Origin of the sequence: Pedobacter sp. (assembly GCF_035317785.1) — a bacterium.
GTDB lineage: Bacteria > Bacteroidota > Bacteroidia > Sphingobacteriales > Sphingobacteriaceae > Pedobacter.
In genome coordinates this window covers 1-20,319 of record NZ_DATHGC010000235.1, presented here as the reverse complement: position 1 = coordinate 20,319, position 20,319 = coordinate 1, and the positions used below count along the sequence as shown (strand labels likewise).

Here is a 20,319-nt window from a genome sequence, read left to right as displayed (position 1 = left end):
TTGTTATAGTTCAGCAACCAAACCGGTTTGCCCAGTCTGCGCAGACCATTGAACATTTCCAGACCCTGGTACCATGGCACCGCTCCATCTGCATCGTTGGCCATGATCACCACAGGAGTAGCTACTTTCGGAAGGGAAAACAAAGGTGAGTTTTCAATATACAGTTCCGGTTTTTCCCAAAGCGTAGCCCCGATCCGGCTTTGTGTTTTTTCGTATTGAAACTGCCTGTTCAGGCCGCTTTCCCAGCGGATACCGCCATAAGCAGAAGTCATGTTGACCACAGGTGCGCCTGCCCATGCGGCGGCATACATATTTGTCCGGGTGATCAGGTGCGCCACCTGGTACCCGCCCCAGCTTTGACCCTGCAGACCAATTTTTGTACCATCTACCCAGGTATTTTTCTTCAAAGATTCTACACCCGAATTGACAAATTCTTCCGCCGAACGGCCGGGGTATCCTTTTTCATAGCTGATGTCCGGCGCAAAAACCAAATAGCCGTTGCTTACAAAATAAGAAATGTTCAGCCTCGACGGAGTGGGGGCCGGAGGTACATAATTGTACAATCCGTCAGAAAGTTTTTCATAAAAGTAAACAATCATCGGATACTTCTTCGCCGGATCAAAATTTTCCGGTTTATAAAGTATACCTTCAGAAGCATAGCCCTTTGGCGTAGTCCATTTGACCAGCTCAGCAGTACCCCAGTTGTAGTTTTGCTGCTGTGGATTGGTATTGCTCAATTTTACCTCCGTTTTCAGGTCCACCGATGCAAACACATTTGGCGAGTTGCTGTAATTGCCTTTGTCATACAAGTAGCGTTCCGCATCTTTCGCTTTTTCGAGCTTTGAATAGCTAAATTTAGCCATCACCACCAGTTCGGGATTTTTGCTGTCACCGATATTGGTGCTGTAAAAGCCGTGCTCCTTAGTCGTATTGTTAAAAGCATCCAGCAAAACCACGCCTCTTTTTTCTAAAAATCGTTGCTCAGGATCGAGTTTGTTGTATCTGAATGTGATCTTGTTTTGCAGACCAAAACCATTGGTTATGTTTTTAGGGGGTGTTTTACCATCAGGAGAACAATCCCAAATGTCGTAGCGGTCATAGATCAGTACCGATCTGTCGTCTTCAGTCCATGCCGCAACACCATAAGGATCTGGTTCATCAGGCACATCATTCAGTTCGTCAACGATCCTGGTAGGAATTCCTGCAGACACTTGAGTCACTTTAGCACTAAGGATGTTGTATGTAAACCATCCGGCTGTTTTTTTATCAAAGTAAAGTACATATTTTCCGGATGGGGAAGGAGCCGCAATACCTAAAAGTCCTGCGATGATCTTTTTTCTTGCGCCTGTTTTAGTGTCTACCAGGTAATAATCCCTTATCGCGCTACCGTTCCATTGTGTCTGCACCCTGTTGCCATAATCCGTTGAGGCCAAAACAAAATTTGAATTTCCCTCTTCGATCAGCGTAGCATCAGGCAGTTTTGCATCCGTAAGGGGGACGATTTTAATGTCACTGTTAAAAATCTCAATGGCCGTCAGGTAGCTTCTTTTACTTTCCTGGTCGGCATTTTTCAGCTGCATAGGCTGCAGGTAATCATCTTTATAACCCCAGATGTCCAGTTTCGCATTTTCAAAATCAATCAGTGTGGTATCCTTTGCTTTTTTTACAGGTGCGATGCCAAAAAACAGCTTCGTGCCCTCCTTGTTAAAATTGAGCCTGCCATCTCCGCTAACCGACCATTTTTTTGGCATACCCGGCATTTCAGCATCAACCAGGACTTGCGCGGTATCTAATGAGAGAGAATTGAAATAAATAAAATAATCTTTAATTTCCTGTTTTTTGGGACTTTGTTCTCCCAGGAATACCAGGGATTCGCCTTCTTCGTCAAACAGGAAATTTTTAAAGCTGCCTTTCCCGCTGACCAGTGTTTTTAATGTTCCCTTCTCTATATTCAAAAGAAACACCCCTGCTTTGGCGGCTGCATCTTTTTTTGATCCTGTGACCGCAAAAACCAGTTGTTTGCCATTTTTACTGAAAGTATACTCAGCTACATATTTGAAGATTCTTTCAACACCAGTCACCAGATTTCTTAAGATCAGATCAGAACCATCCGGTATATCAGTTTCCGTTGCAGGCTTCGCCTTTTTTGAAGTATCCACAGGCTTCTCGAGCTGATACGCTAAATAAGCAAGCCCATTTTCCGGAAACTTATAAGACCTTACTCCTGGTATTTTAACAATTGCGGAATTGATCAGATTTGCGATTCCCAAAGTATCTTTGGTCATTTCATCAGCCTTTTTCTTCTTGATCTTAGCCGCTCTGGCAGCGGAGTAAAACGGTTTAATAGAGAATGCAGCATACTTCGAATCCGGACTGAACTGTAAATTTTCTCCCCTGTTCACCTTTAACCTGGCATTGGTGACCAGGCTGGAAATGTATAGCGTGCCGTCTCCCTGCTGCTGGCTGATCACATAACCTGCCCAGTCTCCATTATTAGAGAGTTTTTTTGATGAAATGGCTTCCCATGCATCATAAACGGTGTGGTCCAGTGGTTTTTTTTGCGCATAGCATACGCTGGCGAGCAATAGGAGTGTCAGGCTTAGATATTTGTACATAATTAAAAAATGTGTGTTACCCTGTGTAGTTTGGAAGCCTAAAAATTAGAAAAAATTTGATATAATACGACATCCTATGCTATATTTTTACAAAATACCCTAACTATTGCCTTGCTAAGCAATATTCAACTTAAAAGAAGCTGCCTTTAAGCTGGGTAATTGTTGGTTGAGCAGTAGGAAAGCAGTACAAAAGCAGTAGAATATAGTACGGCATGAGCTAACTTCAACTTGTTTTGACAGGCCTCCAAAAAAAAGAAGCACCCGGGAGAGGTGCTTCTTATATGAGCTATGTCCGGCAAAAAAAATGAAGCCGGTCAGATTCTTTATTTTTCTTTCTTTTTCTGGATCTGGACCTTTTGCTGCTGGCGCATGTAGTCATCCAGTCTGGACTGAAACTTGCCTTTCTTTTTCTGCTCGGCCGGTTTGGTTTTGTTGTCCTGTAAAGTCTTATGGATCTTATCGTCGTCAACCATCGACTTGATGGCAAACTGTTGTGCGAAGGTCAGCATGTTGGCCAGGAAATAATAATAGTTCAAGCCGGAAGGGTAGCTGTTCAGAACACCTAAAAACACAATCGGCATGATGTAACCGATATATTTCATCTGTCCGCTGGCTCCTGAGATCTGGTTGTTGAAATAAGTGTAGATCAATGTAGAAATCGTCATCAGGATACACATCAAACTCAGGTGATTACCGATAACCGGGATGGTAAATCCAAATTTAATGAATTCATCATAGGTAGAAAGGTCTTTCATCCATAAAAAGCTTTCGCCCCTGAGTTCAAATAAGTTGGGAAAGAAGAAGAAGAAAGCCATTACAAAAGGCAGCTGGAGCAGCATCGGCAGACAGCCACCCAATGGGTTTACACCGACCTGCTTATAAAGCTTCAGGTATTCCTGCTGCAGCAGCGTTGGGTTGTCATCACCGACTTTGGCTTTGATCACATCCATTTCAGGCTTCAATATTCTCATCTTCGCCATGGAAACATAGGACTTGTAGGTCAGAGGTGACATAGCTACCTTAAGTGCAATAGTCAGCAGCAGGATGATCATTCCATAACCCCAGCCAAAGCTTTCCAGCCAGTTAAACACCGGCAATACCACAAATCTGTTGATGTATTTTAAAGGCCAGTAGCCCATATCTACCTGTTTCTCTATTTCATGGCCCTGATCTTTCAGCGTAGAAAACTTATTGGTGCCAAAATAGAAGGTAAAAGCATAGTTCTGAGCAGCAAGCTGATTAAACGGCAATTGCATATTGGCACCATACCATTTGACCTCTTTAGGCTGTGTACTTACTTTTACTTCGAGTTCACCTTTGTCAAAAGGAACCGCAGGAAGCAGTACTGCTGAAAAAAAGTGCTGTTTGAAAGAGATCCACTCGATCTTCGCTTCTTTCAATTCCTCTTTCTCATCTTTAGCAACATTCAGATGATCAGGGCTTTCGGTGACATACTTGTAATATGGTGCCGAATACCTTTGTTCATTTTCTATCGATTTCTCCTGCTGAAGCAGGGTGGTTTCCCAGTTCAGTGCAAGTGTATTGCCTTGTACAACCTGGTTCAAACCATTTAATGCGATGTTTAAACTCACGTTGTTGCCGGAAGGTTTCAAATCATACAAAAACTCTATGTATTTGTCGCCGGTATAGTTGGCGCGCATGCTCACACCGCTAGCAGTTTTTGAAGCCGTAAAATAAAGGTCATTGGTATTTACCATTTTACCGCCAACATTCAGGTTTAAGCCAAATTTATTTTGCTTTCCATTAAACAATACAACGGGACTGCCTTCAAATGTTTTCTGTCCTTTGACTTCTACAGACAGGATCTTGCCGCCTTTATTGGTAAAAGTTAATTTTAAATTCTGGTTTTCCAGAACGGTTTCCTGTTCAGTTCCTGAAATATTGCTTCCAAAAGGACCTTTTAAAGTCGTAGAATCAATAGCGGGTGTAGCAATGGCTGCCTGAGGGGCAGGAGTGACGGCTGACGCTTTTTTAGTTGAATCAGCAGCAATTCTTTCGCTTTCTTTTTTGATCTCTGCCTCACTCGGCTTGAAAAAATAGAAAGAACCGGCAAGAACGATCATGATCAGGAATAATCCTGTGAATGTATTTTTATCCATTATTGTTATATAAAACGCGTATTATTTTATTTTCTTCTTTGTAAACTCCATCGCAGCGGCGACAAATTTAACAAAAAGAGGGTGAGGATTTGCAACAGTTGATTTTAATTCGGGGTGAAACTGTCCGCCGATAAAGAAAGGGTGGTTTTTCAGCTCTACGATTTCTACAAGATTACTGTCCGGATTGATACCTGAAGCAATCATTCCAGCTTCTTCATATTGGTTCAGATAAGCGTTGTTGAACTCATAACGATGTCTGTGACGTTCTGTAATGTGCGTTTTGCCATAAGCACCGTAAGCTTTGGTGCCTTTTTTTAGATCGCATGGATAAGAACCCAGACGCATGGTACCGCCTTTGGTAGTTATGTTTTTCTGATCATCCATCATATTGATTACCGGATGCGCTGTATTTTCATCGATTTCAGTAGTATTTGCATTGGTAAGTCCCAGTACATTTCTGCCGTATTCTATGACAGAACATTGCATGCCCAGACAGATCCCAAAGAAAGGCACGTTGTTTTCCCTTACAAATCTGATGGCTTCGATCTTTCCTTCTATGCCGCGGCTGCCAAAACCGGGAGCTACCAGCAATCCGTCCAGATGGCCCAGTTTTTCTTTTACGTTCTCCGGATAGATTTCTTCTGAATGGATGTACTGCACCCTTACTTTACATTCGTTTTTTGCTCCTGCATGGACAAAGGACTCAGTGATGGATTTGTAGGCATCAGGAAGTTCTACATATTTACCTACTACACCTATGGTTACTTCAGAAATCGGGTTCTTCAGGCGTCCAAGGAAATCCTTCCAGCTCTCCATATCTGGCTCGTTCTTCTGCGCCAGTTTCAATTTGCTCAGTACGATCTTATCCAGCTGCTCTTTCATCATCAGCAGGGGAACAGAGTAAATCGAGGAAGCATCAATAGACTCTATGACCGCATTGACGTTTACGTTGCAGAAAAGCGCTATTTTCTTACGGATGTCAAAATTGATATGATGTTCTGTACGGCATACCAGGATATCCGGCTGGATACCATATTCAAGTAATGCTTTTACAGAGTGCTGGGTAGGTTTGGTCTTCAGTTCGCCTGCGGCAGCCAGGAAAGGAATTAAGGTAAGGTGGATCACTATCGCATTGTTTGCGCCCTCTTCCCATTTAAACTGGCGTACAGCCTCTATAAATGGCAAGGACTCGATGTCACCCACGGTACCCCCAAGCTCGGTGATCACGATGTCGTATTTACCGCTGTCACCAAGGATCCGCATGTTTCTTTTGATCTCATCGGTAATGTGGGGTACCACCTGTACGGTTTTGCCTAAAAACTCACCCTGGCGTTCTTTGTTGATCACATTTTGATAAATACGGCCGGTGGTGATGTTGTTGGCCTGCGAAGTTGGTACGTTTAAGAATCTTTCGTAATGACCAAGATCAAGATCTGTTTCTGCGCCGTCTTCGGTCACATAGCATTCGCCGTGCTCATACGGATTTAGTGTTCCCGGATCAATGTTGATGTAAGGATCAAACTTTTGGATGGTCACACTGTAGCCGCGTGCTTGTAATAATTTGGCTAATGAAGCGGAGATGATGCCCTTTCCTAATGAGGAAGTAACACCGCCCGTAACAAAAATATACTTAGTCATGTTTATGAATTTGTGGATATTAAGCCAGTTTTTGCGCTGTCTTATTGCTTTTGTACGGGATACAAAGTTAGCAAATAAAACTGAAGCAGAACGCCTATTTTTTGAAATAAAAATGAACTTAAAAAGAAATCCCTAAAATCTTAGGCATGAAATTGTTAGAGCACAAAACCAAACAGCCGTCGCTTTATATCTTCGGGTTTTTCTTTTTTATTGCCGTCATAACGGCGGTATATTTCCAGTAAACGCTGCAGATCTTTGTCGGAATCTGTTTTTTTTCCTTTTCCGGGCGGCACAATCTGCGCTGTATGATTGGCAAATCCCTCCACCTTTGCAGCAAACCAGGTCGTGTTGAACCGGGGAATGGCAATGCCCAGGATCATTCCCGGCAATCCGCTAAAACCTTCAGGCCCGCCTTTCAATAAGATCTCTTCTGTGTAGAATGCCACGACATATACCGTGTCATTGATGCGGCCTACGGCCTTCCGGCATTCATAACCTGCTATGACACGTACGTCGTGCATAATCTTCCAATTTACACCGGGAATGGTGTCCATGAGCAGATAATCATCACCGATGATACTTTTCTTTATCACCCTGCTTCGATCGGAATAATTGGTATAAAGCTGGTTTTCCGGTTCGTTTAGCGACAAAAACAGCATAGAATTGTCATTTTCAGTATCCTTCTTTTTTGCTTTATAAAGTGATTTGTTCTGGTCAAAGTACAGTTCCCAGTCACTGGTCCTGTATTTCTTCATTTTTTCTTTAGCCTCGTCCGGAATGTTCCAGTCTGCCGCACTGCGCAGCATATTGACCCTTTTTTCGTAGGTGATCTTGCCGTAAGGAATGAAAACCTGCTGGGCATTCATGTTCTGAACGGACAATCCAATAAGGAACACACTGAGGATAAAGGTTTTCATTTTGATGAGTTGCTCGCCGGACTTTTGATAAAGTTACCGCTAAAATTCCAGTTTATCCCTATCAAAGCATATCTCGGGATGTAACTAAACGTATTTTCGCTTTTGATATTACCACCCACAAAGCGATTGTAGCCAATTTTTTGATTGAGCAGATCCGTAGCGGTAAGCCGGATTTCCAGTGCCTCGTTCTTTAGCAGTCTGGCAGACAGGTAACTGTTTAATATGGCCACATTTAAGTTTCTTTCAAAGGATAAATTGGCAGGCCGGAACGAAAGTGAAAGGGTAGTGTTGAACTCCATTTTGTAGGGCAGCTGTACCGTTCCGGAAAATTCGTGGTCATGGGTTAAGCTTTTTCCATCGTTTAGGTCACCGATAGATGATTTCCCATACATGAAACTGGCGGAAGGCGAGTAGCTGATGTCAACTTTTGGGGTATAATAATTGAAGGTGGTCCGCAGATTGTACTGATTGTTGCGCGTCTTGTTTTTGGTGAAATTGATGAGGGTTATATTGTTTGATGTGTTAAAACCCAGGTCTATACCCAGCCTGAAGTTGAGTTTGGGAAACCCTTTGGAATAGTAGATATTTCCGGCCGTAGAATTAATCCCGTCGAGATTGGTAAAGCTCGAAATCCTTTTGTTAAAGTCGTCTACAATTTCAGTTTCTGTAATGGCATTGCTGGTAAACCCATAGCTGAAGTAGGCTGAAATGTATTCATCGGTTTTAAATTGAAAACTATTGAACGAAAGCCCGAAGTTATTGGTGAAAGAAGGTCTCAATGTAGAATTTCCGATAATCTGATACAAGGGGTTATTGAGCTGGCGCACAGGTTGCAGCTGGTTGATGCTGGGCTGCTGCATATAGCCGTTATAATTGGCCGATAGGGTACTGTTGTTGTTGATTTTGTAAAATATATTGGTAGCAGGAGCGAGGTTAAGGTAATTGCGGTCAAAATCAGTGCTTCTGTCCAGGTCCTTTAGTTCAAAATTGGTTTGAGTGGCTTCCAGACCTGTTGAAATTGAAAAACTGTTCACTTTGTACTGCATCACCATTTTCCCCACATTGGAGAAATTAATGAACTTAAAGTTATTACTTAAAGAATCTATTTTCAGCCCACCTTTATCGTTTACAAATCTGTAGCTGCTTGAAGAGATGGTTTTAAAACTGTATCCTGCTTCCAGTGCCCAGTGTTTGGATATGGGCTCGGTATAGCTGATCCTGGTGCCAACGGAATTTTGCTGATTGGAATTGTCTTTGTTCAGGTTTATATTTTCTACACGGTTCAAAGTGCCGTTGTCATTATAATAAGTTGTGCGGTTGATGCTGTTTTCAAAGTTTTTGCCAGACTGGGTTTCCGGTTGCAGGTCAATAGAAAGTGTTCTTCCTTTTTTCCTGAACCTTTTGGACCAGTTGATGTTTCCGTTAAAGGTTTTTGCATCTCCGGTTCCGGTATTGGTTTGGGAATTCTGACTAATGAAAGTTCCCTTTTCGTTCCTGGTATCATCGAGTCCTTTCGTGTCGAGATAATTCCTGCTTTGCCTTACACCATAGGCTATTTTTAGTGTAGACAAGGAATCCAGAATATAGCTGAAACTTCCCCTGATGCTTTCGCCTGTGCTCTTTGAGTGGTCGTCGTTTCTGCCTGAGCTGATAAACAGGGCGCCTCCGGGAAGTAATTCCTGGGAATTTGAAGTTTTTCGGTTGGTGTTTTTATAGTCAAAACTTTTGATGTTTACTTTCACCCCCGTCTTGTTGTTGATTTTTTCAGAAAAATGACCTCCGAGGTTCAGATTGCTGGGCAGGCCGCCCGTCGGAGAGCCGTAATCGTCATCATCATCACCACCGGACGAATACATGATCGAGCTGCCATCATCGCCTACCTCTATGACATCATAATCTTCCCCCTTTAGTTTTCTCATCGAACGGTTGATCTTCGATTCATTGGCCAGGTTGGAATAAGTGGCAAAAGCGGCCGCTTTGAGTTTGTTTTTAAACACACCGGCCATTCCGCCATAATCTCTGAAATTGCCGGTGCCATAGTTGCCGTCTAAAGCTGTGAGATACCCGTTCTTGGCATTTTCTTTTAGTTTAATGTTGATCGTTTTGTTTTTAACACCATCATCTATCCCCGTGAGTTCAGCACTTTTGCTCTTTCTGTCATAGACCTGAACTTCCTCTACGGCATTTGCCTTCAGGTATTTTGTAGCCAGAAGCGGATCATCGCCAAAAAACTCGTCGCCGTCTACCAGCACGGTTTTTACATCTTTTCCCTGTGCTTTAATCGCACCGTTTTTATCAACTACCACCCCAGGTAGTCTTTTGAGCAGTTCCTGCACATTCGCATTGGTCCTTACTGCAAAACTATCTGCTTGAAATACCAGGGTGTCCCCATTCATTCGTACCGCATTTTTGGTAGCCCTTATCAGCACTTCTTTCAGCAGTTTTGATTTTAGCTCCATACGGATATTGCCCAGGCTGACCTGCGTGGTATCAGACAATCTTAAATTGGTAAAATAATCGGCCATTTTAGGATAGGTGATGATCATTTTATAATCACCCTTCATTAAGTTGTTCAGGTTGAACTGACCTTGTGCATTGGTCCTTGCACTCCTGATGAGAATAGAATCAGCAGAACCGATCAGCAATACTGTACTGTACTGCAGTGGTCTTTTTTCCAGTGAATCTGTGACAATACCCCTGATCCCTGCTTTTTGTGCCGATGCGGTAAAGGAAGACAAAGCAAGCAGAATAAATATAAAAGATCTCATTAGCATATACCGCAGGACAAACTGTAAATAGCTAAAATAAGTTTTTTTGAGCATCCATTAAAGAAAGTAGCGGGTGTTTGAGCGTTTATAATTTAATTGAGAACTGGTTTGATTAATGTTTGATCCAAATGTTTGGTCCAGATAGATAAATATCCGGATCGAATAACAACGTGGCAATCGGGATTAAAGTATGTCCTGAAATTGACGTGCAAAAAAAAAGGCCCGGAATCTCCGGGCGCTTTGTTCGAAAGTATATTTGGTTAGAATATTAAAGGTTGATTTAGAAGCAAAAATGATGTCTTTCATTTTGTTTCAGTATATAAACATAGTATAAAGTTTGTTAAAATCATAATATTATTATTAACATTTCTCAAAAAAAATCGCATAATACGTTTTAGCGCTATAAAAATGTTAATTATTGAAATGAATTAAAATTTGTGCTGCCATGCAAAATTTTGCTATTTACAGCAAATATAGTAGGGCTTTACTTTTTTTTCTGTTACTGACCAGGCGATGTAAACTTTGTGTTCTTTACCCAGGCGATAAATGAATCCGCTGAGCTGATTTTTTTTTAGTTCTTCAAAAAAAACCCTGTCCGGGACATATTGATCCGGGTTTTCCTGTTCAGTTACCGCCGGTTCCATAAAACTCTCCTCATCAAAGAACCTGCTGATTTCCTCTTTCAGAAATTTGATCTGGTTGTCCTTTTTATTGAGGTTAATCGTGGCATCATAATTCTTGAAGAGATCAGCCGCTTTAATGCTGATGCTGTAGATCTGCCTGCCCTCAAAAGAACGGATGGTAAATGCCAGTTGCATATCTTTTGGTTTACTGCCTTCTATTTTTACTTTGAAGGTGTCTGCCTGTAAAGAGTCGCTAAAGGGTCTGACGATGATTTTTTGCTGTTCATCAGCGGGAATGGTTTCCCCTGCGCCCGGACTGCTGCAGGCTGCCAGGACAGAAGCACCAATTAAAATACAGGCTGTCAGACGATTCATATCAGGTTGTTTATTTTCTCCAGGTCGTCAGGGGTGTCTATTGCTATGGTTTCAATGGAAGTGATCCTGGTCTGGATCTTATAGTTGTTCTCAATCCAGCGCAGCTGTTCCAGGCTTTCAGCCAGTTCAAGTGAAGAAGGAGGAAGACGGGTGATTTCCAGCAATGTTTTTCGTGTATACCCGTATATCCCTATGTGTTTGTAGAATTGGTGGGTATTGAGCCAGTTCTCAGTTTCCGAATTGCGAAGATAAGGAATGGTCTGCCTGCTAAAATAAATGGCTTCACCTGCGGTATTGAGGAGTACTTTCGGGATATTGTGGTTGAACAGTTCACTATCCTGGTGTATTTCCTTGATTAAAGTAGCCAGCTGTACAGTTTTGTCGTCAAAACAGGATGCCAGCAAGTTGATCTGCCCCGGGTCGATATAAGGCTCATCACCCTGGATATTGATGATCACATCAAATTCCGGCAATATACCTGCTACCTCTGCGCAGCGGTCGGTACCGCTCAGGTGCTCAGCAGAAGTGATCACATACTGGCCGCCAAAACCTCTGACTTCTTCGGCGATGCGCTCATCATCCGTGGCCACGACAACCTGGGAAAGCGCAGCGGCTTTACCGGCCTGCTCATATACCCTCTGGATCATACTTTTTCCTTTGATCTGCACCAGCGGTTTGCCGGGAAACCGTGTTGAAGCATATCTGGCAGGTATGATCCCAAGTGTTTTCATCTTAAAAAAGTCCGTTTATTTCTGCGTCTATGGATTGAATGATGGAACCCAGGTCTTCCGGATTGTTGCTGAAGTCAAGCTTATCCTTGTCCAGGATCAATAGTTTGCCCAGGCTATAATCTTTGATCCAGGCTTCATACTTCTCATTTAGCTTGGAGAGGTAATCGATCCGGATACTGGCTTCATATTCTCGTCCGCGACGCTGTATATTATTTACCAGAGTAGGTACAGAAGCACGGAGGTAGACAAGAAGATCAGGTGGTTTTATAAAGGAAGTAATGTTGGCAAATATGGCTTTATAGTTCTGATGGTCCCTGGTAGTCATCAGGCCCATTTCATGAAGATTGTCTGCAAATATATGCGCATCCTCGTAAATGGTCCTGTCCTGGATCACATTTCTGTTGAAGTTTTCTATGTCTACGATTTGCTGAAAGCGGCTGTTTAAGAAATAGATCTGAAGATTAAAACTCCATCTTTTCATGTCGCTGTAGAAATCTTCCAGGTACGGATTGTTGTCTACGGCCTCATACAAAGCTTCCCAACCATAATGTTTTGCCAGTAGGCCCGTCAATGTAGTTTTTCCGGCTCCTATATTGCCAACTATCGCTATGTGCATATCGTGTATTTGAAGATCTTAAGGTAGTTATTTTTGCGATTTAATTTAAAATGATTTAAAGCCAATCAAAGATCTTACTTCAGAGATGGTTTTCCGGGCACTTTCCCTTGCTTTTTCGGCACCCTGTCCGGCAACTTTACGCAGGTAATCACTATCTCTGGACAATTCCTCAATGCGCTCACGGATAGGTGTGTTGAACACGATCATATCCTCAGCCAGCTGTTTTTTGAAATCGCCATAGCGGATCGCCATTTTATTGTAAAGCTCCTCAAAATGGGCCAGAGTATCAGCCGTTGATACGATCTTCATCAGGTCAAACAGGTTCTGGATCGCTTCAGGCTTGGCCTGGTTTTCTGCTACAGGTCCGCCATCGGTCACTGCACGCGACAGTTTTTTACGAATGATCTCCGGACTGTCCGCCAGGTATATGCAGCTGCCCTCGCCGTTTGATTTGCTCATTTTCCCTTTTCCGTCCAGTCCGGGAACTTTCACCAGGTTATCTGCGTAGTTAAAAGCAAATGCTTCAGGGAAATAGTCCGAATTGTAAAGCCTGTTGAAGCGGTTTCCGAATGTCCGTGTAAACTCAAGGTGCTGCTCCTGGTCTTTTCCTACAGGTACCTTAACGGCTTTATGGATCAAGATGTCGGCTGCCATCAATGTAGGGTAGGTTAACAATCCCGCGTTGATGTTGTCCGGCTGCGAGCGGACTTTGTCTTTAAACGAAGTGCTGCGCTCCAGCTCGCCCATATAGGCATTCATATTCAGGTAAAGGTAAAGCTCAGCTACTTCAGGTACGTCAGATTGAATATAGATCGTTGACTCATCCGGGTCGATGCCACAGGCAAGGTATTCGACCAGTACATGCCTTACATAGCCATGCAGATCTTGCGGAGTAGGGTGAGTGGTCAGTGAGTGAAGGTCTGCAATAAAGAAAAAGCAGCTGTAATCGTACTGCATCTTTACGAAATTGGTCACTGCACCAAAATAATTTCCCAGGTGTAATTGTCCTGTAGGACGAATACCGCTAACTACCGTTTCTTTCATGGGCCGAAAATAAGAAAATTTTATCTAAGTTTGATTCAATGATTACACTCTTAAGGCACATTCACCGCGCTTATTCTATGGTTGTTATTCTTGCCTTTTCGGTGCTGTTTTACCCATTCTATTACCTCGCGTCACGAAAACCCGCAGGATACGGATTGCTCAATCTGATGCGAAAACTAAATAGTTTTTTGGTCAGTACATTTACAGGTATTTTCTATCTGTTTGAGTATGAAGAGCCTCTGGTAAAAGGACAGACCTATATTTATTGTTCCAATCATTTCTCCAATTTTGACATCATGATCATGTGTATTCTGGCCAAAGGCCGGTTTCACTTTATGGGCAAAAAAGAACTCCTGGATAACCCCGTACTAAAGTTGTTTTTCAAAACTATAGATGTTCCGGTAAACCGTGACAGTAAGATCTCAGCTTTCAGGGCCTTTGAAAAGGTAGGTGACAACCTTGAAGACGGCATGAGCCTGATCATTTTTCCGGAGGGAAGGATAGACGGGCATCAATATCCGCCGCAATTGCTGCCTTTTAAAAACGGTCCCTTCAGACTGGCGATCGAGAAGAACATACCCATTATTCCGGTCAGTCTGACCGATGTCTGGAAAAAGATGTGGGACGATGGCAGTAAGAAGGGCACCAGTCCGGGATTCTGTAATATTTACGTGCACAAACCCATTTCTACAAGAGATTTGAACATAGATGATGCAGATTTGTTAAAAGACCGTATTTTTGGCCTGATAAACAGTAAACTGGTTCAGAAATGATAATAGATAAGCAAACCATTAATAAAGTGGCTGATCTGGCAAGAATAGCGATAGAAGATAAAGAAGTTGATACATTGATCGCCGACATGAATAAGATACTTACATTTATGGAGAAGCTGAACGAGCTGGATACGACCGGCGTAGAGCCATTGGTGTACATGAACCACGAGGAAAATGTTTGGCGGGAAGACAAAGTGAAGCATGAGATTATGGTAGAAGACGGCTTGAAAAATGCGGCAAAGCACAATGAAAGCTTCTTTTTTGTGCCAAAGATCATAGAAAAATAAATAACCAGATGTAACATCGGGATGCCCGTGACTGTCTAAAAAGAAAAAGCAATGGAGAAAGCGTTAATCAACATCAAAGATATCGGCCGTAAATATGTGATTGGTTCAGAAGTGATCCATGCTTTAAAATCAGTAACCCTGGATATTCATAAAGGCGAATTTGTTGCTTTGATGGGTCCTTCCGGGTCGGGGAAATCTACACTGATGAATATACTTGGCTGTCTGGACACACCCAGTAAAGGCGATTACGTGCTGAACGGCATCAATGTAAGCCAGATGTCAGACAATGAACTTGCTGAAGTTCGCAATAAGGAGATCGGATTTGTGTTCCAGACCTTCAATTTATTGCCGCGCTCTACTTCTCTGGACAACGTTGCCCTGCCGCTGATCTATGCGGGGGCGAATAAAAAAGAACGTGATGCCAGAGCCCATAAGGCCCTGGAGAATGTCGGGCTGGGCAACAGGGTAACACACAAACCCAATGAACTTTCAGGAGGACAGCGCCAGCGCGTAGCGGTAGCCAGGGCACTGATCAACAACCCATCTATTATACTGGCCGATGAACCAACAGGTAATCTCGATACCAAGACCTCAATTGAGATCATGGGGCTGCTGGAAGAGATCCACAGCAAAGGCAATACCATTATCCTGGTTACACATGAGGAAGACATTGCGCAGCATGCCCATCGCATCGTACGTATGCGGGATGGCCTGATAGAAAAGGATTACCCGAATGAAGATATTAAAACCGTATCTCCGCGCTTAAGCAATCTGGAGAAAAAAGGAAGCGATTTCGAGAAAATTGTATAAATTTCTGCATGAAGATATACACCAAGACCGGAGATAAGGGACTTACCTCATTGATCGGAGGGACCCGTGTGGCGAAATATCACTTACGCATAGAATGCTACGGAACCGTAGATGAGCTCAATTCCTATATCGGCCTGATCATGTGCCAGGACATTGATCCCCACCATCAAAAAATCTTAAAGGAAATTCAGGACAGGCTATTTACAGTCGGTGCCTCACTCGCCGCAGATCCGGAGAAATCTAAAATGAAGATCCCTGATCTCCATGAAAGCGACATTTTGCTGCTGGAGACTGAAATGGACAACATGAACGCAATATTGCCTGAACTGAAGCATTTTGTACTTCCCGGTGGAAATACTGTAGTTTCTTATTGCCATGTGGCACGGTGTGTTTGCCGCCGTGCCGAACGCCTGGCAGTTCACCTGGCCGCAGAGAGTTTTGTTGACGAAAAAATGACCATTTATTTGAACAGATTAAGTGATTATTTATTTGTTTTGGCACGAAAACTTAATTCAGATGCCGGAACAGCAGAAAATATATGGATTCCACGCCTGTAAATTTGTAATTGTTGAGAACGGAAAATAGTGGAAAAAAAGTTTGTTTTGCTCAGGTTTTTTAATATACTTTTGCGAATCAATTTTTGAATAACTTAATAGTATAAGAAATATGTATTGGACATTAGAACTCGCATCGCATTTGGAAGACGCTCCATGGCCTGCAACAAAAGATGAATTAATTGATTATGGGATAAGATCAGGGGCCCCGGTAGAGGTGATTGAGAATTTACAGGCACTTGAAGACGACGGTGAACCTTATGAGACCATCGAAGAGATCTGGCCTGATTATCCTACGAAAGATGACTTTTTCTTTAACGAAGACGAATATTAAAATTTGCCCATAACAGCATAGAAGCCTCCCGGTTACCGGGAGGCTTTTTTATTTTGGAACGATGATTGATTATGTAATGTCATGGCAATGTATGTTACATTGCCCTCATCTATCTAAAACCTTTAAAAAAAATTAAACGTTATGGGAAATCTACTTTATTTGATCGCAGTAATTTTGGTCATCATCTGGGCGGTCAGTTTCTTCGGAAACTACTATACCGGCGGTATTATTCACATATTACTGGTTATCGCAGTAATCGCCATTATCTTAAGGGTAATACGGAGTGCGGCCTGATATTTTAAAAATAGTATGTTATTGAGGGGTTCTGATATCAGAACCCCCTTTTCTTTAACAGGATTGACGCTAATTCCAGGTCTTCAGGGTAAGTAATCTTGAAGTTCTCCCTTTGTCCCTCTATCAGACTTATTTTGATACCGCAGTGTTCTGCTACGGTCGCATCATCAGTGAATTCAATGGAATAGGGCACTTCATAACATTTTTTGAGTGTCTCCACATCAAAGGTTTGCGGTGTTTGCACTAAGGCAAAGTCATTTCGGTTTAATGCGATACTTCCCTGGTCAGCTGTTAATTTTCTGATCGAGTCTGTCGGTTTTATCGCCGCCACACAGTTCCCCTTTCTTTCCGCCTCATGATAAGAACTGCTAATGAGTTCGGGTGAAACCAATGGCCTGACCGCATCATGTATGGCCACAATCCCGGCTTCGGTAATGGCATCCAACCCATTTTTCACAGAGTGAAACCGCTGTGCCCCGCCCTCAATAACTGTGTGTTTTACTTTAAAATGGTGGATGTTGCATAACTCAGCCCAGTAGAAATGCTGGTGTTTGTTTAAAACCACCAGTATTTTCGGGTTCAATCCACAACGGTGGAAAGCTTCGATAGTATGCATGATTACAGGTTTGCCATTTAACAATAGAAATTGCTTGGCTACCATGCTCTGCATCCTGCTGCCAGAACCTCCTGCTACCAAAATCGCGTAATAGTTCGTCATATAATCAGCATGGCATCGCCATAGCTGTAGAAACGGTATTTCTCTTTTACAGCCACCTCATATGCATTCATTACATAATCATAACCTCCAAAAGCACTTACCATCATCAGTAAAGTGGATTCAGGTGTATGGAAATTGGTGATCATGGAATTGGCTATGCTGAAATCGTAAGGCGGGAAGATGAACTTACTTGTCCAGTCATTGGCGGCTTTAAGTGTCCTGTTTGAAGACACTGCAGATTCAATTGCACGCATAGATGTAGTACCGACAGCACAGATCCTGTGCTTTTTTTCGATCGCATTGTTTACAATGTCTGCTGCTTTTTGCTCAATGATGAACTGCTCAGAATCCATTTTATGCTTGGTCAGGTCTTCAACCTCAACAGACCTGAATGTGCCCAGGCCAACGTGAAGGGTTACTTCCGCAAAATCCACTCCCTTAAGTTCAAGACGCTTCATCAGTTCCCTGCTAAAGTGTAAACCTGCGGTAGGAGCAGCCACAGCACCTTCATGCTTAGCAAAAATCGTTTGATAACGCTCTTTATCCTGTGCAGTAGCTTTACGTTTGATGTATTTAGGCAGTGGTGTTTCACCAAGGATCTCGATATTCTTTCTAAACTCTTCATCTGTACCGTCAAAAAGGAAACGGATGGTCCTTCCGCGTGAGGTAGTATTGTCTACAACTTCTGCTACCAACAGGTCGTCATCGCCAAAATACAGTTTGTTTCCAACACGGATCTTACGGGCAGGATCTACCAGTACATCCCACAAACGCAATTCCTTGTTCAGCTCGCGCAATAAAAACACTTCAATTGTGGCGCCTGTTTTTTCCTTGTTTCCGTATAAACGGGCAGGAAAAACTTTGGTATTGTTCAAGATCATTACATCCTTGTCGTCAAAATACCCTAAAATATCTTTGAATATTTTGTGTTCAATCTTACCCGTATCTTTATGTAAAACCATTAAACGAGCTTCATCCCTTTGTTCTGAAGGATTATTGGCAATTAATGAATCGGGTAAATTAAACTTAAACTGAGATAACTTCATATTGTTCGATGTAATATTTAAGGGCGCAAATTTACGAATATAATCTTTAATTTTTACTAGATTATATTTTCTTTTAAATTGTTATTGAAGCCGGGGAGGTATTGTAGATTTACAGGCAGGGGTTTGTGTATTTTTTATAATATATAAACCCTGACTGTAACCTTTTTGGCTACTTTTGGTCTAAACCTTAATTATGATTATTCTCAAACTAATAGGCGAAAGTTTTCGGTTTGCATCTGATGCACTGCGCCAAAATAAGCTTCGTACTATGCTTTCCCTATTGGGCATTACCATAGGGATCTTTGCCATCATATTTGTGTTTTCCGCTGCTGATACTTTCAGGGCCAAGCTTCAGGCCAGCATTGATAAACTGGGTTCTAAAACCATATTTGTTCAAAAATGGCCATGGGGCGGTTTTGGTGATTATCCCTGGTGGAAATACGTGAACAGGCCCGAAACATCCCTGAGAGAATATGAATTATTAAAGGAACGTCTTGAATACGCCGAGGGTGTCGCCTATGAAATTTATGCCAATGAGCGTACGGTTAAATATAGGGTAAACTCTGTAGAGGGCGTCGGCATCAGGGCGGCATCGCAGGATTTCAACAAGACCTGGACGCTTGATTTTCAGGATGGAAGATATTTCACTGATAATGAAGGCCGTACAGGTGCGCCTGTGGTACTGATCGGAGCTTCGGTAGCGGAAGGCTTGTTCAATGGCGAGTCTGCCATCGGTAAAACTATTATGGTAATGGGAAGGAAGCTGGATGTTGTGGGTGTATTTAAAAAAGAGGGGGAGGACATGCTGGGAATGTCTCAGGACAAAAATATAGTGATGCCGATTAATTTTGCCAGGAACATCATTGATGTAGAAAGCGGCAGATACGACCCGCAGATCACCGTGAGGGGTTACGAGAATGTTTCACTGGAAGAAGTAGAGAGTGAAGTAAAAGGGGTCATGAGGGCAATCAGGAAGATTCGTCCGGGTGCGGAAGATGACTTTGCCTTAAATAAAAGTACCATTGCTTCTGATGATCTGGACAAGATGTTTAGTGTAGTAAATCTTGCGGGCTGGATTATAGGGGGCTTTTCTATTCTGGTCGGAGGTTTTGGTATTGCCAATATCATGTTTGTGTCGGTAAAGGAACGGACGAATATCATCGGGATCCAGAAGTCATTGGGTGCCAAGAATTATTTTATTATGCTGCAGTTTCTTTTTGAGGCCGTTGCGCTTTGTTTGCTTGGCGGATTGCTTGGGTTGTTGCTTGTTTACCTGGCTACGCTGGGCTCAGCCGCGGCAGGTTTTGATATGATCCTTTATTTTGAGAACATTGCACTCGGTATTGGGGTTTCTGTGTTGATAGGAGTGATTTCGGGTTTTTGGCCGGCTTATTCGGCGTCGAGGCTGGATCCTGTCGAAGCAATCCGCTCCTAATATGCTTTGCTTCGTTTAAAAATTCAATTGTTAGGTTCGAGGTTTTTAGTGGGCAAAATCATTATCCTGTGTTCGGACTGGAATCTTTTGACCTGAAGGAGGCCAAAAGTTCCTATGTCCTCAACAGGACAATGATTTTGCCTGGACGCATAACCTTTTCACCGCACAATCAATTCTTTAAATATGTCGCTGCAGCATAAACTCGCTCATCCATAGTATAAGTCCTTGTCATTCCGAATTCCTGTAGCCCCCCACGTCATCCTGAGTTTTTTCAGTAGTGTCTATCGTTTTAGTTGTCTTCAAGAGGGCTAAAGCCGTTATCTCAGGATCCCGGAAGAGAAGGGCCGCTAATTGCTGTGGGCTACTGCATAATTTCTGCATACCTGCTGCGGTAGTGCTGCGGTTAAAGTACCTTTTAACCGCAGAAGGTATGGAGGATAAGCGCAGGAATAGCGCAGAAAGGCGCTCGCTGTCTTACCCTTGTCTTACCCTATTATAGCTATACAGGTTACTGATTTAATTTTGAATTGACTATACACGCAAATTTGTTATTCCTGTCGGAGTTATACAAGTTGTATTTCTTTTATTTTATACTTTTTGGGTTTCCATCTTTTCTTAAGT

Annotated in this window: 18 protein-coding genes; 7 read left to right on the top strand and 11 right to left on the bottom strand. The window is 42.7% G+C overall.

The features are described 5' to 3' along the window. The 9 genes from VK541_RS14430 to trpS all read right to left on the bottom strand — a co-directional run. The coding region (locus VK541_RS14430; RefSeq protein ID WP_324371022.1) for an alpha/beta hydrolase family protein at positions 1-2,615 on the bottom strand (2,615 nt) is incomplete at its 3' end. A 323-nt stretch (positions 2,616-2,938) separates the two neighbouring features. Then, complete coding sequence (gene yidC, locus VK541_RS14425; protein ID WP_324371021.1) at positions 2,939-4,735, bottom strand: membrane protein insertase YidC; 1,797 nt, start codon at positions 4,733-4,735, stop codon at positions 2,939-2,941. 21 nt (positions 4,736-4,756) lie between these two features. Then, entirely contained in the window at positions 4,757-6,373 is a 1,617-nt protein-coding gene (locus VK541_RS14420) for a CTP synthase (RefSeq protein WP_324371020.1), read from the bottom strand. A 155-nt stretch (positions 6,374-6,528) separates the two neighbouring features. Then, positions 6,529-7,290 carry a GLPGLI family protein gene (locus tag VK541_RS14415; RefSeq protein WP_324371019.1) on the bottom strand — a complete coding sequence of 254 codons (762 nt, stop codon included), beginning with the start codon at positions 7,288-7,290 and terminating at the stop codon, positions 6,529-6,531. Continuing rightward, the gene (locus VK541_RS14410) at positions 7,287-10,058 is read right to left on the bottom strand and encodes a TonB-dependent receptor (RefSeq protein ID WP_324371018.1); all 2,772 of its coding nucleotides are present in this window, start codon (positions 10,056-10,058) and stop codon (positions 7,287-7,289) included. The genes VK541_RS14415 and VK541_RS14410 overlap by 4 nt, the downstream gene beginning before the upstream one ends. Positions 10,059-10,516: 458 nt before the next feature. After that, positions 10,517-11,056, bottom strand: a complete 540-nt coding sequence (locus tag VK541_RS14405; RefSeq protein ID WP_324371017.1) for a hypothetical protein — start codon at positions 11,054-11,056, stop codon at positions 10,517-10,519. Beyond that, positions 11,053-11,787: a 3-deoxy-manno-octulosonate cytidylyltransferase gene (kdsB, locus tag VK541_RS14400; protein WP_324371016.1), complete on the bottom strand. Its 735-nt coding sequence runs from the start codon at positions 11,785-11,787 to the stop codon at positions 11,053-11,055. The genes VK541_RS14405 and kdsB overlap by 4 nt, the downstream gene beginning before the upstream one ends. A 1-nt stretch (position 11,788) precedes the next feature. After that, positions 11,789-12,403: a deoxynucleoside kinase gene (locus VK541_RS14395; protein ID WP_324371015.1), complete on the bottom strand. Its 615-nt coding sequence runs from the start codon at positions 12,401-12,403 to the stop codon at positions 11,789-11,791. Positions 12,404-12,448: 45 nt separating this feature from the next. Next, entirely contained in the window at positions 12,449-13,447 is a 999-nt protein-coding gene (gene trpS / locus VK541_RS14390) for a tryptophan--tRNA ligase (RefSeq protein WP_324371014.1), read from the bottom strand. Between the two features lie 38 nt (positions 13,448-13,485). On the opposite strand from trpS, the gene VK541_RS14385 reads away from it, so the two are divergent. The 6 genes from VK541_RS14385 to VK541_RS14360 all read left to right on the top strand — a co-directional run bounded on the left by VK541_RS14385 (position 13,486) and on the right by VK541_RS14360 (position 16,499). Continuing rightward, on the top strand, positions 13,486-14,220 hold the full coding sequence (locus VK541_RS14385; RefSeq protein ID WP_324371013.1) for a lysophospholipid acyltransferase family protein: 735 nt from the start codon (positions 13,486-13,488) through the stop codon (positions 14,218-14,220). After that, positions 14,217-14,507 (top strand): Asp-tRNA(Asn)/Glu-tRNA(Gln) amidotransferase subunit GatC, encoded by a 291-nt coding sequence (gene gatC / locus VK541_RS14380; protein ID WP_324371012.1) that lies wholly within the window; start codon positions 14,217-14,219, stop codon positions 14,505-14,507. The genes VK541_RS14385 and gatC overlap by 4 nt, the downstream gene beginning before the upstream one ends. Positions 14,508-14,558: 51 nt before the next feature. Continuing rightward, positions 14,559-15,317, top strand: coding sequence for an ABC transporter ATP-binding protein (locus VK541_RS14375; protein ID WP_324371011.1), 759 nt, complete (start codon positions 14,559-14,561; stop codon positions 15,315-15,317). 8 nt (positions 15,318-15,325) lie between these two features. Continuing rightward, positions 15,326-15,874: a cob(I)yrinic acid a,c-diamide adenosyltransferase gene (locus VK541_RS14370; RefSeq protein ID WP_324371010.1), complete on the top strand. Its 549-nt coding sequence runs from the start codon at positions 15,326-15,328 to the stop codon at positions 15,872-15,874. Between the two features lie 109 nt (positions 15,875-15,983). After that, positions 15,984-16,205 (top strand): DUF2795 domain-containing protein, encoded by a 222-nt coding sequence (locus VK541_RS14365; protein ID WP_008240955.1) that lies wholly within the window; start codon positions 15,984-15,986, stop codon positions 16,203-16,205. Positions 16,206-16,346: 141 nt separating this feature from the next. Then, positions 16,347-16,499 (top strand): lmo0937 family membrane protein, encoded by a 153-nt coding sequence (locus VK541_RS14360; RefSeq protein ID WP_324371009.1) that lies wholly within the window; start codon positions 16,347-16,349, stop codon positions 16,497-16,499. Between the two features lie 37 nt (positions 16,500-16,536). Here VK541_RS14360 and VK541_RS14355 read toward each other — a convergent pair whose 3' ends face one another. Both VK541_RS14355 and queA read right to left on the bottom strand, forming a co-directional pair. Further along, on the bottom strand, positions 16,537-17,217 hold the full coding sequence (locus VK541_RS14355) for a 2-C-methyl-D-erythritol 4-phosphate cytidylyltransferase (RefSeq protein ID WP_324371008.1): 681 nt from the start codon (positions 17,215-17,217) through the stop codon (positions 16,537-16,539). Beyond that, positions 17,214-18,263, bottom strand: a complete 1,050-nt coding sequence (gene queA / locus VK541_RS14350; protein WP_324371007.1) for a tRNA preQ1(34) S-adenosylmethionine ribosyltransferase-isomerase QueA — start codon at positions 18,261-18,263, stop codon at positions 17,214-17,216. Before queA ends, VK541_RS14355 begins: the two co-directional genes overlap by 4 nt. Positions 18,264-18,456: 193 nt before the next feature. Between queA and VK541_RS14345 the strand changes: the two genes are divergently transcribed. Beyond that, positions 18,457-19,698: an ABC transporter permease gene (locus VK541_RS14345; RefSeq protein WP_324371006.1), complete on the top strand. Its 1,242-nt coding sequence runs from the start codon at positions 18,457-18,459 to the stop codon at positions 19,696-19,698. The last annotated feature ends 621 nt before the right edge of the window (positions 19,699-20,319 follow it).

Coding starts and splice junctions, on each gene's coding strand:
- VK541_RS14345 (WP_324371006.1), top strand. CDS start 18,457: ATGATTATTCTCAAACTAATAGGCGAAAGTTTTCGGTTTGCATCTGAT.
- VK541_RS14370 (WP_324371010.1), top strand. CDS start 15,326: ATGAAGATATACACCAAGACCGGAGATAAGGGACTTACCTCATTGATC.
- yidC (WP_324371021.1), bottom strand. CDS start 4,735: ATGGATAAAAATACATTCACAGGATTATTCCTGATCATGATCGTTCTT.
- VK541_RS14405 (WP_324371017.1), bottom strand. CDS start 11,056: ATGAATCGTCTGACAGCCTGTATTTTAATTGGTGCTTCTGTCCTGGCA.
- VK541_RS14415 (WP_324371019.1), bottom strand. CDS start 7,290: ATGAAAACCTTTATCCTCAGTGTGTTCCTTATTGGATTGTCCGTTCAG.
- queA (WP_324371007.1), bottom strand. CDS start 18,263: ATGAAGTTATCTCAGTTTAAGTTTAATTTACCCGATTCATTAATTGCC.
- VK541_RS14420 (WP_324371020.1), bottom strand. CDS start 6,373: ATGACTAAGTATATTTTTGTTACGGGCGGTGTTACTTCCTCATTAGGA.
- VK541_RS14365 (WP_008240955.1), top strand. CDS start 15,984: ATGTATTGGACATTAGAACTCGCATCGCATTTGGAAGACGCTCCATGG.
- VK541_RS14355 (WP_324371008.1), bottom strand. CDS start 17,217: ATGACGAACTATTACGCGATTTTGGTAGCAGGAGGTTCTGGCAGCAGG.
- VK541_RS14410 (WP_324371018.1), bottom strand. CDS start 10,058: ATGAGATCTTTTATATTTATTCTGCTTGCTTTGTCTTCCTTTACCGCA.
- VK541_RS14395 (WP_324371015.1), bottom strand. CDS start 12,403: ATGCACATAGCGATAGTTGGCAATATAGGAGCCGGAAAAACTACATTG.
- VK541_RS14385 (WP_324371013.1), top strand. CDS start 13,486: ATGATTACACTCTTAAGGCACATTCACCGCGCTTATTCTATGGTTGTT.
- trpS (WP_324371014.1), bottom strand. CDS start 13,447: ATGAAAGAAACGGTAGTTAGCGGTATTCGTCCTACAGGACAATTACAC.
- VK541_RS14375 (WP_324371011.1), top strand. CDS start 14,559: ATGGAGAAAGCGTTAATCAACATCAAAGATATCGGCCGTAAATATGTG.
- kdsB (WP_324371016.1), bottom strand. CDS start 11,787: ATGAAAACACTTGGGATCATACCTGCCAGATATGCTTCAACACGGTTT.
- gatC (WP_324371012.1), top strand. CDS start 14,217: ATGATAATAGATAAGCAAACCATTAATAAAGTGGCTGATCTGGCAAGA.
- VK541_RS14360 (WP_324371009.1), top strand. CDS start 16,347: ATGGGAAATCTACTTTATTTGATCGCAGTAATTTTGGTCATCATCTGG.